16 protein-coding genes, 1 pseudogene and 1 other annotated feature are annotated in these 14,905 nt (G+C 27.1%); of the genes and pseudogenes, 11 read left to right on the top strand and 6 right to left on the bottom strand.

The genetic code is table 11. The annotated features are described in order from the left end of the window. Positions 1–29: 29 nt before the first annotated feature. Both CP523_RS11265 and CP523_RS11270 read right to left on the bottom strand, forming a co-directional pair. Positions 30–1,268 (bottom strand): IS256 family transposase, encoded by a 1,239-nt coding sequence (locus CP523_RS11265; RefSeq protein ID WP_120140764.1) that lies wholly within the window; start codon positions 1,266–1,268, stop codon positions 30–32. 131 nt (positions 1,269–1,399) lie between these two features. Beyond that, entirely contained in the window at positions 1,400–1,732 is a 333-nt protein-coding gene (locus CP523_RS11270) for a HesB-like protein (RefSeq protein WP_066673226.1), read from the bottom strand. A 274-nt stretch (positions 1,733–2,006) separates the two neighbouring features. Between CP523_RS11270 and CP523_RS11275 the strand changes: the two genes are divergently transcribed. Beyond that, on the top strand, positions 2,007–2,747 hold the full coding sequence (locus tag CP523_RS11275; RefSeq protein WP_066673231.1) for a spermine/spermidine synthase domain-containing protein: 741 nt from the start codon (positions 2,007–2,009) through the stop codon (positions 2,745–2,747). A 42-nt stretch (positions 2,748–2,789) separates the two neighbouring features. Next, on the top strand, positions 2,790–3,491 hold the full coding sequence (locus CP523_RS11280) for a TIGR01906 family membrane protein (RefSeq protein WP_083089343.1): 702 nt from the start codon (positions 2,790–2,792) through the stop codon (positions 3,489–3,491). A gap of 65 nt (positions 3,492–3,556) precedes the next feature. Here the strand turns inward: CP523_RS11280 and leuS are convergent, their stop codons facing one another. Next, on the bottom strand, positions 3,557–6,007 hold the full coding sequence (gene leuS / locus CP523_RS11285; RefSeq protein WP_120140862.1) for a leucine--tRNA ligase: 2,451 nt from the start codon (positions 6,005–6,007) through the stop codon (positions 3,557–3,559). Positions 6,008–6,057: 50 nt separating this feature from the next. Continuing rightward, positions 6,058–6,285 (bottom strand) — a binding site (T-box leader). Between the two features lie 68 nt (positions 6,286–6,353). Here leuS and CP523_RS16400 point away from each other — a divergent pair. After that, entirely contained in the window at positions 6,354–6,608 is a 255-nt protein-coding gene (locus CP523_RS16400; RefSeq protein ID WP_227909625.1) for a 5'-nucleotidase C-terminal domain-containing protein, read from the top strand. Between the two features lie 171 nt (positions 6,609–6,779). Here the strand turns inward: CP523_RS16400 and CP523_RS16005 are convergent, their stop codons facing one another. Both CP523_RS16005 and CP523_RS11295 read right to left on the bottom strand, forming a co-directional pair. Then, positions 6,780–6,947, bottom strand: coding sequence for a hypothetical protein (locus tag CP523_RS16005; RefSeq protein WP_162925977.1), 168 nt, complete (start codon positions 6,945–6,947; stop codon positions 6,780–6,782). 8 nt (positions 6,948–6,955) lie between these two features. Continuing rightward, entirely contained in the window at positions 6,956–7,216 is a 261-nt protein-coding gene (locus CP523_RS11295) for a hypothetical protein (RefSeq protein ID WP_120140863.1), read from the bottom strand. 131 nt (positions 7,217–7,347) lie between these two features. Between CP523_RS11295 and CP523_RS11300 the strand changes: the two are divergent. The 5 genes and pseudogenes from CP523_RS11300 to CP523_RS11320 all read left to right on the top strand — a co-directional run. Next, positions 7,348–8,352: pseudogene (locus CP523_RS11300) on the top strand (IS6 family transposase); the annotation flags it as partial. Between the two features lie 286 nt (positions 8,353–8,638). Further along, complete coding sequence (locus CP523_RS11305; RefSeq protein ID WP_120140864.1) at positions 8,639–9,004, top strand: CoA-binding protein; 366 nt, start codon at positions 8,639–8,641, stop codon at positions 9,002–9,004. Between the two features lie 104 nt (positions 9,005–9,108). Continuing rightward, positions 9,109–9,870, top strand: a complete 762-nt coding sequence (locus CP523_RS11310; RefSeq protein ID WP_066673236.1) for a YwaF family protein — start codon at positions 9,109–9,111, stop codon at positions 9,868–9,870. Positions 9,871–9,944: 74 nt separating this feature from the next. Continuing rightward, a complete protein-coding gene (locus CP523_RS11315) occupies positions 9,945–10,307 on the top strand; it encodes a YccF domain-containing protein (protein WP_066673237.1) in 363 nt (120 codons plus the stop codon). Positions 10,308–10,638: 331 nt separating this feature from the next. Beyond that, a complete protein-coding gene (locus CP523_RS11320) occupies positions 10,639–11,472 on the top strand; it encodes a deoxyribonuclease IV (RefSeq protein WP_066673239.1) in 834 nt (277 codons plus the stop codon). A gap of 107 nt (positions 11,473–11,579) precedes the next feature. Here the strand turns inward: CP523_RS11320 and CP523_RS11325 are convergent, their stop codons facing one another. Beyond that, positions 11,580–12,251, bottom strand: a complete 672-nt coding sequence (locus CP523_RS11325) for a helix-turn-helix domain-containing protein (RefSeq protein WP_083089346.1) — start codon at positions 12,249–12,251, stop codon at positions 11,580–11,582. A gap of 324 nt (positions 12,252–12,575) precedes the next feature. On the opposite strand from CP523_RS11325, the gene CP523_RS11330 reads away from it, so the two are divergent. The 3 genes from CP523_RS11330 to CP523_RS11340 are packed head-to-tail and all read left to right on the top strand — an operon-like array spanning position 12,576 to position 14,886. Beyond that, entirely contained in the window at positions 12,576–13,094 is a 519-nt protein-coding gene (locus CP523_RS11330; protein WP_066673241.1) for a flavodoxin family protein, read from the top strand. Positions 13,095–13,105: 11 nt separating this feature from the next. Continuing rightward, positions 13,106–13,861 (top strand): nucleotide-binding protein, encoded by a 756-nt coding sequence (locus CP523_RS11335; RefSeq protein ID WP_227909528.1) that lies wholly within the window; start codon positions 13,106–13,108, stop codon positions 13,859–13,861. A gap of 29 nt (positions 13,862–13,890) precedes the next feature. Further along, the gene (locus CP523_RS11340; RefSeq protein ID WP_066673245.1) at positions 13,891–14,886 is read left to right on the top strand and encodes an ABC transporter substrate-binding protein; all 996 of its coding nucleotides are present in this window, start codon (positions 13,891–13,893) and stop codon (positions 14,884–14,886) included. Positions 14,887–14,905 lie beyond the last annotated feature (19 nt).

A 14,905-nucleotide genomic window follows, 5' to 3' on the forward strand; every position in this document is an offset into this window, starting at 1 on the left:
TGCATATAATTTATAAAAAGTACAAGCTTTTAAGCTAATTCATCTTTTAATTGATCTTCAAATATTATTGATAGCTCTGCTAACGTAGCACCCCAATTATGTATAGGCTGAGTCCATTTTTCTAGTATCTCCATCGTTGCTAAGTAAACACACTTATTTAAAGATTCATCAGTTGGGAATATGACTCTAACTTTAGTGAATTTACGTATTTGACGATTAAAACCTTCTAAGATATTTGTAGTATAAATCATCTTTCTTATAGTTGGAGAGAAGTCGAAAAATGTTGAAAGGTTACTCCAATTATTATACCAGGAATCTATTACTATTCCATATTTATCTCCCCATCTCTCCTTTAAATTATCTAGCTGTGCTAACGCAAGTTCCTCTGTTGTAGCCTTATAAACCTCCTTCAAATCTTTCATAAATGCTTTTTTATCTTTTGAAGCTATGTATTTTATTGAATTTCTTATTTGATGAACAATACATGTTTGAATATTTACTGATGGAAATACTGTTTTTATAGCTTGTGGAAGCCCTTTTAATCCATCCATACAAGCAATTAAAATTTCTTTTACACCTCTATTTTTTAAATCATTGCAAATTCCTAACCAGAATTTAGCACCTTCAGCTTCATCAACCCATATACCTAAAATATCTTTATATCCTTCCATAGTGTATCCTAAGCATATATAGACAGCCTTGTTAACTATCTTTCCATTACTTCTAACTTTAAAGTACATAGCATCTAAATAAACTATTGGATATATTTTATCTAATGCTCTATTTTGCCATTCGGCGGCGCTAGCAAGCACTTTATCAGTTATTTTAGATACCATCGATGGTGATATAGTTATTCCATATAAGTCTTCAATTTCAGCCTGAATATCAGATGTTGACATACCTTTAGCATATAAAGATATAATCTTTTTATCTAACTCAGTACACACAGTTTCATATTTTTTTATAATTTGTGGCTCAAATTCAGCATTTCTATCACGGGGTACGTCTAGGTCGACGTCACCGAAGGAACTTCTTAAATTTTTGCGACTATAACCATTCCTGTAGTTCTTCTTAGTTTGATCAACTACTTCTACACGTTCATATTTATTTCTTCCTAGATGTTCTTCCATTTCACCTTCTAATATATTTTCAAGAACATCTTTAACTAATCTTTGTATTAATCCGTTTTTACCCATCACATCATCGATTGTTTTACATCTTTTAATTTCCTCGTTGTAATCAAAGTTGGTATCAATTTTTCTTGTCATAATAATTCCTCCTAATTTATATAGTATATTATTCCAAAACTTCCAACTGTTAATACAAAAAAACAGTAGATAGTTTTGTTTTTACACAAAACTATCTACTGTCTCTATATACGCTTCTTTTTTATTGGTTTCTAGTGATGACATCCTCCACCACATGAACCGCAACCACCTTCAACTTCGATAACAGGCTTTAGTGATAAACCTCTACCTTCGTTTTCTTCTGTTGATAATAGTTTGAAACCTCCAAATTCATCAACTAACTTTTCTTCAACTATAAAAGTTATATCATGAACTTGATGAGTTACATCTCCTTCTTTAGCTTCATCAACAGTTATGTTAAATGCAGGACCGCTGCAACCAAATCCAGCTAAGTTAATTCTTATACTGTATTTTTCGATTTCATTTTCGTCTAAGAAAGCTTTAAATTCTTTGTAAGCTTCTTCACTTATTATTATTTTATCCATGAAAACACCTTCTATTCTTTAATTGATAATATATGTCATTAGTATAACATAGTATAATTAAATAGCAAGTAAAATTTTTTGGAAATATTATATAATAAAAATGTAATAAATAGATATTGTAATTTCAATTTATTACCAATATAATTAGTAGTATATGAATATTGAATTATAAAATGTTATTAAAAATATTGAGATGATTATAGTCTATCAAATTATAATAACTATATATTAATAAAATATAGCGAAATATAGTGAAGAAAGGATAGAAGAAATTTTGAAGCCATACGAAAAAAAATATGTTATAGAGAAGATTAGAGAATATAATGAAAAAATATCTCTAGGGAAAATAGGTGACTTTGAGATTAAAAAGATAAAATGGTTAGAAGGAATAATTAAAGGATACATGTATGAAAAAGAAGGGGTAATTAAAGAGGATATATTAGAATTACATGGACCTAAAAATATATGGATGAGAATAACTCCACTAGAAATAGAGAGTTCATATATGCCAATTAGTAGAGCTGTTGGTAAAGTAGGAATTGTAGGTTTAGGACTTGGTTATGTAGTACAAGAAATGGCCAAAAAAGATAGTGTTAAAGAAATTATTGTTTATGAAATAGATAAAGATGTTATAGAACTTTATAAAAATAATTTCAAGGAAAATGAAAAGATAAAAATTTTAAATGAAGATGCATTTAAAGCAGAATCTCAAGATTTTGATTTCTTTTATGTAGATATATATGAGTATAAATTAACTAAGAAAGTAGTTAAGGATTATATTCATTTTAATAATCTTCATAGGATAGAGGAGTATTCTTTTTGGGGAATGGAACATTTTTTACTGAGTTGTAGATATGAAGAAATTGTTTGGGTGTTTATACCAGAAAATTGGATGGAAATGAGTAGAGAAATATTCGAAGCTCTTAAGGAAGAAGGTTTATTAACATACTATAAGAAGTTAGATACAAAACTTGTAAGTAGTGTATTGTCAGATTTTAAAGTAGCATTGGAGTAATTTTAAAACTGTATTTAAGGAATAAGATAGGGGAGAGGCTATATGACTCTAAAGAGAAATAAAGAAAAAAATCTTTATAAAAATTTTTTAAATATATTTTTAGGGATTATCACCAGTTTTTTTTCAATAGGTATTTCAGTAATAGCAACATTAAACTTAACTATAGTATATAGATTTGCTATTACAAAATTAAATTTAGATAAATTAACAGGATTATCAGAAGAAAATTTAATGAAAAATTATAATGAAATGATAAAATATTTAAATAATCCTTTTATAAATGAATTAAAATTTCCCGATTTTACAATGAGCAAAACTGGTGAAATTCATTTTATGGAGGTTAAATATATTTTTATGAAGATTTATATAATAATTCTTATATCAATAATAATTTTTATGTTATTTAAATTAATAAAGATGTTGTATAATGCCATAAATGTAGTAAAGATTTTAAATTATGCTTCAAATATGATAATTTCAATATTTGGGTTTATAATAATTATGATGCTTATAGATTTTAAAAAAGCTTTTATAGTGTTTCATAAAATATTTTTTAATAATAACTATTGGCTTTTTGATCCATATACAGATCCTATAATAAATGCATTGCCAGAAGAGTTATTTTTAGCCTATGCATTAATTATTGTAGGAATATTAGCAGTACAAGTTATAGCATTTAAAGTAGTTTATTATCTAGATAAAAAGCACAATGATGAGCTAGTACCATTTAACACACAAATTTAATATAAATAAAAACATCCTATATCAGATACTTTTAAATAGTATAGATATAGGATGTTTTTATTTATCTATTTTACAACTATATTTACAAGTCTTCCTTTTATAACAATTACTTTAACTACATTTTTACCATCTATAGCAGCTATTACTTTTTCATCAGCTAAAGCAGCTTCTTTTATTCCTTCATCATTAAGGTCTGTAGAAACATTTATTTTAGCTTTAATTTTACCATTAACTTGAATAGCTATTTCAACTTCATCTTTCACTAAAGCTTTCTCATCAAATTTAGGCCAAGCTTCATTAAATATTGAGAATGGAAGATTAAATAAACTCCATTGTTCTTCAGCAAAATGAGGAGCAAAAGGTGCTAATATCTTTAAGAAATCTTTTATAACATTTTTTAAGAAATCTAAGTTCTTAGTATCTTCTTGAATATATTTTGATAAAGCATTAACAAATTCCATCATTCTTGCAATAGCAGTATTGAATTGCATTTTATCACTATCTTCAGTTACTCCCTTAATTGCATTATGAAGCCAAAAATTTAATTCTTTTTCAGCTTTATCAATAGTGTTCTTGTTATTTTCAGAACTGTTAATAGCTTCCCTAGATATTTCTAAGTATCTTTCGATTCTATCTACGAATCTAGCAACAGATTTAAGTCCGTCATCACTCCAAGCACCACCTTCAGTGTATGCAAAACCAAACATTAGATACATTCTAAATACATCAGAACCATATTCAGATATATAGTCATCAGGTGAAATTGTATTTCCTTTAGATTTACTCATTTTTAATCCATCAGGACCTAAGATTAAACCTTGGTGAGTTAATGACTTAAATGGTTCATCAAAGTCTAAATACCCCATATCTCTTAATGCTTTAGTTATAAATCTTGCATAAAGAAGATGCATGCAAGCATGTTCAGGACCTCCAACATATTTATCAACAGGAAGCATCTTATTAACTATATTTTTATCAAATGCTTTTTCAGAGTTTTTATTATCAGGATATCTCAATTGATACCATGATGAACATACAAATGTATCTAAAGTATCAGCTTCTCTTTTAGCTGGTTTTCCACACTTTGGACAAGTTGTATTTATAAAATCTTCACATTTAGCAAGTGGAGATTTTCCATCTGGAGCAAATTCAACATTGTAAGGAAGCTCCACAGGTAATTGATTTTCAGGAACAGGTACAGTTCCACAATGTTCACAGTGGATCATTGGAATTGGAGCACCCCAATATCTTTGCCTTGAAACTAACCAATCTCTTAATCTATAGTTAACCTTAGCTGAACCTAAGCCTATCGAAGCCAACTTTTCAACTATTTTAATTTTAGCTTCTTCTGTAGTTAATCCATCAAATTCACCAGAGTTTACTAAAACCCCATATTCACAATAAGGAAGTTCTACTTCTTTACCATTTTTGCTAGTTATAACTTTTTCAATTGGAAGATTAAACTTTGTAGCAAAAGCAAAATCTCTTTCGTCATGAGCTGGAACAGCCATAACAGCACCAGTTCCGTAAGTTGCTAATACATAGTCTCCAACCCAAACAGGAACTTCTTTTCCGTTAATTGGATTAATAGCGTAAGAGCCGGTGAATACACCAGTTTTTTCTCTAGAAAGAGATTGTCTTTCTATATCAGATTGCTTTTTAGCTTCATCTTTATATTTTTCAACAGAGTCTTTATTTTCAGCAGTAGTAAGTTTATCTACTAATGGATTTTCAGGAGCTAAAACAACATATGTAACTCCATTTAAAGTATCAACTCTTGTTGTGAAAACATCAAATTTAAGATCAGAATCTTTAACTTTAAAAGTAACTTCAGCACCAGTTGATTTACCAATCCAGTGTTTTTGCATAGCTATAGTTTTTTCAGGCCAATCTAAAGTATCAAGTTTTTCAAGAAGTTCATCAGCATAATCAGTTATTTTTAAGAACCATTGAGTTAAATCCTTTTTAGTAACTTCTGTTGAGCATCTTTCACAAGCACCTTCAACAACTTGTTCATTTGCAAGAACTGTATTACATGATGGGCACCAATTTACAGGTGCTTTCTTTCTATAAGCTAATCCTTTTTCATAAAGTTTTAAGAATACCCATTGAGTCCATTTATAGTAATCAGGATTACAAGTTATAACTTCATTCTCCCAGTTAAACATAGCACCCATAGCTTTTAATTGCTTTTCCATGTTTACTATATTTTTATCAGTTGAATCCTTAGGATGGATTCCAGTTTTTATTGCAAAGTTTTCAGCTGGTAAGCCGAAAGCATCAAATCCCATTGGTTGGAATACATTGTATCCTTGCATTCTCTTCATTCTAGCCCATGAATCAACAGGTCCATAGTTAAACCAGTGACCAGCGTGTAATTGGCTACCTGAAGGGTATGAGAACATTTCTAATACGTAAAGTTTTTCCCCTTCTTTATTAGGGTCGAATTTATAAAGTTTAGTTTCTTCCCATTTATCTTGCCATTTTTTATCAATGGTAGTTCCATAGTTACTCATTTTAAGTCCTCCTATATTTTTATTTATAAAAAAAAGTCCTTCATCTCTATTTAAGAGACGAAAGACATTATTTCGCGGTACCACTCTTATTAGAAAAAATACTAGATAAATATACCTAAGTAAATTTTCTCGCTTAAATAAATAACGGGAATATCCCGTACTTGCTTTTGACAAGTAAGCTCCTAGGCAAGTTCCTATATTTATATCGTTACTTTTCACCAAACAGCAACTCTCTAAAGATATAAGTATATAGTACTACTCCTATTCAATGCAATAAAATATTAAATTTTTAATTAATTATAAATTATTATATATTATCTGTCATCATAAAGTCAACAGATACAATATTTTATTAGAAAATAAGAGTACATACATATTTTTAAAAGGCTATGAAATAGTAGAACTTTTAAAAACTATGATAGAACAAACTTATAGTAAAAACCCTTTTGGTCAAATAGGTGGATTTATGCCAAGAGCAATAGGGGTAAAAGCATATATTCTTATAGAAAATCCAAAGGGACATAGAGTACAAAAGTTATTTGTAGAGGGAGAAGAATTAAACACAGAAAAGTCATATAGTGTAAGCTATATAACAGAATAAGCAGTTCCTAAATACTTAGGAGAAAATAGAGAAAAATTAGAAGTTACAGCAATTGAGGCTATGAAGAGATATCTTAGAAATAAGGGACCAATAAAAGAAGAATACTTAAATACCTTTGTTGTTATATAAAAATAAACCCAACAGATATGAATATTATCTGTTGGGTTTTTATTAAAGTTGTTCAAAATTAATTGATATTTTATCATTTTTAGCTTTAAGATAAGAAATCAAAAAATTAGAATTCTTTTCATTTGCAAATAATTTAAGTTCTTTTTTATTTTCACTTCTTATAAGTAATATTCTTTTCTTTGATTCGGAAAGATCAGGTTTTTGGCACAAAAGACTTTCTATATTACTATAAAATATAAACCTGCAAAACTATAAAAATCAATATGTCTAGAAAAAATAGTGATTAAAATTATTATAATTCCATAAATTAAAAAAAGTTTGTTGTTGGTTTCAATTTTAGATATATACTTAAACTTTAACTTAGAAGATGTTTTTTTAAATTTAAATAGTTCATAAGTAAAATCAAATAAATCAAGAATTATAAGTATTGCAAAAATAATAGTTGGTAAAAAAAATAGTATTTTTAAAGCAGTTTTCATATTATGTCCCCCTAAGAAGAAATTCCGATCTGTTAAGTTATATGAACATTGCTCTTCTCAACTCTAAGAAATACAATAAGTTTGACAAGAACTAATTTCCTCCTAGAAAAGGAGAGAAGAACAATGAACATAAATGTCCTCGCTGTCATTCAAATAAACTATATAAGTTTGGTTTAGACAAGCAGGCTAATCAAAAATATCAATGCCAAAATTGCAAGCGACAATTCGCTCCTGACAAAGTCAGTAGCCGAGTTTTAAAAAACTATCCTAGATACCCTAAGTGCGGTAAAGGCACTTACTTACATCATTCCTACAAACATTATAATCGCTATAAATGTAATAATAAAAAATTTAACCATATTATAGTTAATCATCATAATTTTAATATTGATCCAGCTTCTAGCGAAGCTATTACCGGATCACTTTCTATGAAAGGCATGAGATTTCCTTTACAATTGATTATTACTGCCTTAACTTTATACTATTTAAACAATACATCAACTAGAGCTATATCTCAGTTTCTTATGAATACATTTAATATCAAAGTATCTCATGTAACTGTAGCTAATTGGAGTAATAAATTTGCTCCTTACTTCAAACTGAAAGTTGATAAATTTAAACATCAAGTAGATTTACAATCTGACGACTGGAATGCTGATGAGACTATTGTTTTTATTAATGGTATAAAGCACTATCTATGGCTAGTTATAGACTCCGAAACACGTTTTATAGTATCTTTTCATTTAAGCAAATATAGAGATGAAAACTCTACTTTTTCTCTAATAAATGAAGTTAAAAAATATGGTTCTCCATTTAACTTAGTAACAGACAGATGGCCAGCTTATAACGAAGCGATAGCTACGCTATTGCCGAATACAAAACATTTACCTGTAAAACCAATGTCTAGTGATATAAACAATAATCTTATAGAATCCTTTAATAAAACCTTTAAGGCTTGGTATAAATCTAAAAAAGGATTTAATTCATTTGAAAAAGCTAATAATCTTATTTTTATGTTTATATTTCACTATAACTTTATTAGATCCCATGGTTCATTGAATAACCTTACACCTGCCGAAGTTGCTGGCTTCGCTAGCAATAATATATCAAGACAATCTTGGTTTATAGCTTCATAGTACCTTTAAATATTTTCGATTAACCTGCTGGAAAAAATTATATTTTTGCAGGTCTATTTCCTATACACAAAAATAATCAAACTTATATAATTTTCAAAGAACGAGAAATTCTAAGATTTATTAAGCTATTTTTTTATAACAACTTAACAGATTCAAGAAATTTAGTTAGTATACTTAAATTATACTATATTTATACTAAAAAATAATGCGTTGATAGAATATTATTGCTAAAAATAGAAAAAAATAATATTATATATTGAAAAGGAATATATTAAGGAGGAAACTAATGAATATAAAAGAAATGATTCAGTTAAAAAATTGGGTAGTTATTGGAGATGTTACTAATACTAGTAAGTATGCATATAAAATATTAGAAAAATTTAAAAGCAAAAATTATGTAGTAGCTGGAGTTCATCCAAAGGGTGGAGAGAATGTGTTCAAAACATTAACAGAAGTTCCTTATAAAATAGATGCAATAGATTTATGTGTAAATCCAAAATTGGGATTGGAAATATTAAAAGAAGCTAACTTATTAGGAATAAAAAATATATTAATTCAACCAGGGGCTGAAAGTAAAGAGATAATTGATTATTGTAGAGAAGTTTCAATGAATGCAATAGAAGATTGTGCTTTAATTCAATTAAAAAAATAATAAAATTATAAGTAATAAAGTGTTGATAAGTTAAGTTTTATTGGGTAATATGATATTAATATGTCTATATTATTAAATAATTAAGGGGGAGAATAAATTTAAAGATGAATTTTTTAAGAGAATTTTTTAGAACTCAACCAGATAGATATGTATTTGACATGTTTGGAATAACCCATATTTTTATCTTATTAATTACTGTATTAGGATGTATTTTAATAATTCATTTTAAAGATAAGCTTAGAGAGAAAAGTAAATTTAAAAATATTATAGCTATAATTTTACTAGCACAACAAATTATATTATATAATTGGTATATTTTTTCGGGATATAATACATTACGAGAGGGGTTACCTTTATATAATTGTAGAGTTGCAATTATATCATTAGCAGTAGGGTTATTATTAAATAATAAAAAATTAAAAGTCTTAGCAGTTTACTGGGGAGGCTTTGGAACTATATTTGCTTTATTATCTCCAGGAACAGATCCTTTTAGTTTTCCACATTATACAAAGATATCATATTTTCTTGGACATGTACTTTTAGCATATGGAGTAGTGTATATTTTATCTGTTGAGGAATTTAAATTAAATATAAAGAATTTAAAGGGAGTATTAATCTTTACAAATATTTATCATTCAATTGTATTTTTTATAGATAGAATTATAGGAGCAAATTATTGCTATTTAATAAATTCGCCTGTAGCATTAACTAAGATGTCACAATTTTTATATACATTTACAGTTATGATGGTTTTCAATTTATCAATAATAGTTTTTTATCTTATAATAAGCAAGTTATCTAATAGGGTTTTGGAAGAAAATACACTAGAGGATGAAAATACAATAAGGTTAATAACTACAAAGTAAATACTTAATTATAGTAAACAAAATAATAAAAGTTTATATATTAATAACAATAGAGAAGAAATAGGAGAATAATTATGTCGTGTTTAGGAAATATAATTTGGATTATATTTGGAGGGTTAGTTAATGCTTTAGGTTGGCTAATTACGGGATTATTTTGGTGCATTACAATAATAGGAATACCTATTGGAGTTCAATGTTTTAAGATGGCATCACTTCAATTAGCTCCTTTTGGTAAAGAAGTTATAACTGTAGAAGAAAATACTACAAATTTAATATTAAATATATTATGGTTAATATTTGGTGGGTTAGGACTTTGTATCTCAAATTTAATTAGTGCATTTTTTTTATGCATTACAATAGTAGGTATACCATTTGCAGTACAGTCATTAAAACTTGCTAAATTATCTTTAATGCCTTTTGGAAAAGAAATAAGATAAAATATTAATTATTATTAAAAGTAAGATTTGAAGTTTTATACTTTGAATCTTATTTTTTGTTACTGAAAAATTTATATCAATATCTAGATTATGTCTAACTTATATTATGGTATTAAAATTAAATATATACACATAAATAATAAGAATAATTAAAGTATATAGTAGAATTTTAAAATATAAATATTTAAAAAATGAAATTAATTAATAATAAATATTAAAAAAGAAATATTGATTTTATGTATTTGTGTATAGTAATATGTTACTTAAGCTAAGATTAGTATAATGAAGAAAGTAGTAATTTTAATAATAAAACAATATGGAGGATAAATTAATGTTAAATATAGGATGTCATTTGTCAACAACAAAAGGATTTAAGAATATGGGAGTTGAGGCACTTAAAATAGGTGCAAATACTTTTCAATTTTTCACTCGTAATCCTAGGGGTGGTAAAGCTAAGGAAATAGATATAAAAGATATAGAAGGGCTTTTAGAAATAATTAGAGATAATAAATTTTCAAAAGTATTAGCACATGCGCCGTATACTTTAAATGCATGTTCAGCAGATGAGAGAACAAGAGAGTTTGCAAGAAATACTATGAAAGATGATTTGATTAGGATGGAGTACCTACCTAATAATTTATATAATTTTCATCCTGGTAGTCATGTTAAACAAGGAATAGAGATAGGAATTAAATATATATCAGATATGCTTAATGATGTACTTAAGCCAGAGCAGACAACTAAGGTTTTATTAGAAACTATGGCAGGAAAAGGAACGGAAGTGGGAAGATCATTTGAAGAGATAGCAGAGATTATAAGCAAAGTTGAATTAAAAGATCATTTAGGTGTTTGTCTAGACACATGTCACATATATGATGCAGGATATGATATAGTAAATGATTTAGATGGTGTTTTAGATGAATTTGATAAAATAATAGGATTGAAAAGATTATGTGCAATACATTTAAATGATAGTAAAAATCCTTTTAAAAGTCATAAAGATAGACATGAAAAGATAGGGGAAGGATTTATAGGAATAGAGGCTATTAGCAAGATAATAAATCATCCAAAACTTAAAAATATACCATTTTTTCTTGAAACACCAAATGAACTAGAGGGTTATGAAAAAGAAATTGCTTTATTAAGAAGTAAATACAATGGTTAAAATTTATTAATAAAATTACTACTGATCTTGATAGTGGCTACATTATGAGAGATAACAAACCATTAAGTAAAGATGAAAAAGTAAGTTCTCTATAAATTATAAAGAACTTACTTTTTTATATCTAAAATTTCAGTTTTATTTCTTAGATTTCTATATTTTAATGGATTCATACCAACTATTTTCTTAAATAATTTACAGAAATAAGTATAATTATTAAATCCACAATAAAATGATACATCAACTAAAGAAAGCTGAGGGTCTAACAATAAGTGCTTAGCTGCATTAATTTTTGCTCTATTTACATATTCACTAAATGTATAGTTAGTATAAGTTTTAAAAACTCTACAAAAATATGTTTTATTCATATTTACAATAGAACAAATATCATTTAAAGAAATATTTTCATCTATATGTTTATGAATATAACAAATAGCTTTTTTAATTTCAGGATGAGAGTATTTTTCACTTAGATAATCTTTACAATAGCTATACGAATTTATTATTTTATGTCCGATTTCTATTATGGAATTTACATCAGAATAATCGTAATTCTCAATAGTATTTTTAAAACAACATTTATGTAATGAAACGCCTTCTTTAACAAGTATGTAATTATAGATACTAAAATTAAGAGAGTAAATAAAGGTTTTACAATACTCAAATCCAGTAGTTGATATTAAATTTTTTAAATTTTTATTAAATAGTTTAATAGCTAAGTTTGTATTACCACAATAAACTAAGCTACAAATATGAAGATGATTGATTATAGTCTTTTTCATGGGAATCTCCTTAATTACAATAAAAAATTATACTTAAGTTTTGATGATTATAACATGAGACAAAAATAAAGTAAATGATTATCGTTATCAATAAAATAAATGTTTTTATAAGTCCAATATTAGATGTTTAAAAGCTAAGCAACTATCTATATTACAATAGTTTCTTAGTTTTTTTAGTATTAATATGAATATTAATTTCAGTAAATAAGGTGTAAAAATGTGAAAAATAATAAAAAAAGAAGAGAAAATAGTTAAAGACTTAGATTTTAGAAAATGATAGAATTACAAAGAAATTGATAATAATTATCAATAGATGGAGGAGTTATGAATATTTTAATTACTTATTCAAGTGTAACTGGAAATACCAAAAAATTAGCTGAAGGTATTTATAGAAATTTAACTAAAGACAGTGAATTAAATATAGAAATAGATAAAATAAGTTTAACTAAAAATATTGAAAAGTATGATGCAATATTAGTTGGATATTGGGTAGATAAAGGTGCTCCTAATAAAGAAGCTGAAGAGTTTATGAAAACAATAAAAAATAAAAAAGTTGGTATATTTGCTACCTTAGGAGCTTATCCAGACTCAAGTTATGCTTTTAATAGTTTGCTTAATGGAGAAGAAATTATAAAAGAAGATAACGAAGTAATAGGTAAATATATATGTCAAGGTGCAGTTTCACCTAAATTAATAGAGATTTTTAAAAAGTTAGATTCTAATTCACATCATTCTATAACAGATGAAAAATTAAAAAGATATAAAATAGCAGCACTTCATCCAAATGAATCAGAAATAAAAAGTGCAGCAATATTATTTAAAGAAAGATTAACAATAATTTAGGAGGATTAATGGTGGAAAAAAAAGTACGAAAGATTGCTATATATGGTAAAGGTGGTATAGGAAAGTCAACGACAACTTCTAATTTGTCAGCAGCTTTATCTCATTTAGGATTTAAGGTTATGCAAATAGGTTGTGATCCTAAAGCAGATTCAACTAAAAATTTAATGGGAGGAAAGAGAATTCCAACTGTATTAGAACAACTTAAAGAAAAAGGGGACGACCTTTCTTTAGAAGATATAGTTTTTAATGGATATAACGGAGTGTTATGTGTAGAATCAGGAGGACCAACACCAGGTATAGGATGTGCAGGTAGAGGTATAATATCAGCTTTTGAAAAGTTAGAAGAGTTGGAAGCTTTTGAAACGTATAATCCAGATGTAATTTTATATGATGTACTTGGAGATGTAGTTTGCGGTGGATTTGCAATGCCTATAAGAGGTGGATATGCAGAAGAAGTTTACATAGTTTCATCAGGTGAAATGATGTCATTATATGCTGCATCAAATATTAGTTCAGCAATTAAAAACTTTAGAAGTAGAGGATATGCCAAATTAAAAGGATTAATATTAAATTCTAAAAATATAGAGAATGAAGTTAGTATAGTAGAAAAAGCAGTAGAAGAAATAGAAACTAAAATAACTCATGTTATACCAAGAAGTGGAGAAATACAATTAGCAGAAAACAAAGGTGGAACTGTATTTGAATTACTAGAAAATTCAGAGATGAAAAAAGTATATACAGAATTAGCAAATAAAATTATAGATTAAAAATAATTAAGTAAGGAGAATTTAAAATTATGATTAGAAAAAAAGCAAGAATATTATCAATTTTACTTTCAGCAACATTATTAGTAGGTGCATTCACAGGATGTAATTCAACAAAAAATTCAGAAGGTGCAAATATTGAAATTCAAGAAGAACAATTTGTATTAGAATATACAGACATAATGAAGGAACAAGGATTTACAGAAGCGATAGTACTAGAAAAAAAGCCAGAGAGAGTAGTATCTATCTCAGCAGCATCAACTGCATTACTATTTGAAGTAGGAGCTTCACTTGTAGGAATACCAAAATCAACAGTTTTTGAAACACCTAGCGATTACACAGGGGAAAAGTTATTATCACTTATGTCTGATGATTTTAATATTGAAACAGTAATTGCATTAAATCCAGACTTAGTTATAATTCCATCATCATCTAAAGAGCAATATGGAGAAGCTTTAGAAAGTTCTAATATTCCAGTTTATTATACAAATAGTGGACATTCAGCTACTTATGAATCTGTAATTCAAGAAGCGGAAGTAATTATAGATGCCTTTGCAAAAGATTCAGAAGTGGGAAAAGAAATAATGCAACGTTTTAAAGATCTAGAAACAAAGATGGAAGAAAGCAAGAAAGTTTTAGCAGGAAAATCAGTTATGATACTTGCTACAACTAAATATATACAATCAAAAAGCGGTACTGTGGGCTCAATGGCTGAAATGATAGGTTTAACAAATGTATATGAAAATGATAATGCTGGAATGGTTCCGTTAGATCAGGAAACTACTATTGGCTATACACCAGATATTATATTAGCTATAGGAAGCTCTCCATCTGTTGAAGATAGCAAGGCTATTTTACAAGAAGAATTTACTACTAACAGCGCTTATTGGGGAAGATTTGAAGCTATAAACAATGATAAAGTAGTTTATTTATCATCAGGATATATGCCTAGTACAGGAATAGGTGTAGTTAAGCAAATATCAGACCTTATAGATTTAATTTATGAAAAATTAGAAATCAATAACTAATAAAAAAGAGGCAGGAGTA

It is taken from the genome of Clostridium septicum, assembly GCF_003606265.1.
Classification (GTDB): Bacteria; Bacillota; Clostridia; order Clostridiales; family Clostridiaceae; genus Clostridium; species Clostridium septicum.

Coding starts and splice junctions, on each gene's coding strand:
- CP523_RS11265 (WP_120140764.1), bottom strand. CDS start 1,268: ATGACAAGAAAAATTGATACCAACTTTGATTACAACGAGGAAATTAAA.
- CP523_RS11270 (WP_066673226.1), bottom strand. CDS start 1,732: ATGGATAAAATAATAATAAGTGAAGAAGCTTACAAAGAATTTAAAGCT.
- CP523_RS11280 (WP_083089343.1), top strand. CDS start 2,790: ATGACTCTAAAGAGAAATAAAGAAAAAAATCTTTATAAAAATTTTTTA.
- leuS (WP_120140862.1), bottom strand. CDS start 6,007: ATGAGTAACTATGGAACTACCATTGATAAAAAATGGCAAGATAAATGG.
- CP523_RS11295 (WP_120140863.1), bottom strand. CDS start 7,216: ATGAAAACTGCTTTAAAAATACTATTTTTTTTACCAACTATTATTTTT.
- CP523_RS11305 (WP_120140864.1), top strand. CDS start 8,639: ATGAATATAAAAGAAATGATTCAGTTAAAAAATTGGGTAGTTATTGGA.
- CP523_RS11310 (WP_066673236.1), top strand. CDS start 9,109: ATGAATTTTTTAAGAGAATTTTTTAGAACTCAACCAGATAGATATGTA.
- CP523_RS11315 (WP_066673237.1), top strand. CDS start 9,945: ATGTCGTGTTTAGGAAATATAATTTGGATTATATTTGGAGGGTTAGTT.
- CP523_RS11320 (WP_066673239.1), top strand. CDS start 10,639: ATGTTAAATATAGGATGTCATTTGTCAACAACAAAAGGATTTAAGAAT.
- CP523_RS11325 (WP_083089346.1), bottom strand. CDS start 12,251: ATGAAAAAGACTATAATCAATCATCTTCATATTTGTAGCTTAGTTTAT.
- CP523_RS11330 (WP_066673241.1), top strand. CDS start 12,576: ATGAATATTTTAATTACTTATTCAAGTGTAACTGGAAATACCAAAAAA.
- CP523_RS11340 (WP_066673245.1), top strand. CDS start 13,891: ATGATTAGAAAAAAAGCAAGAATATTATCAATTTTACTTTCAGCAACA.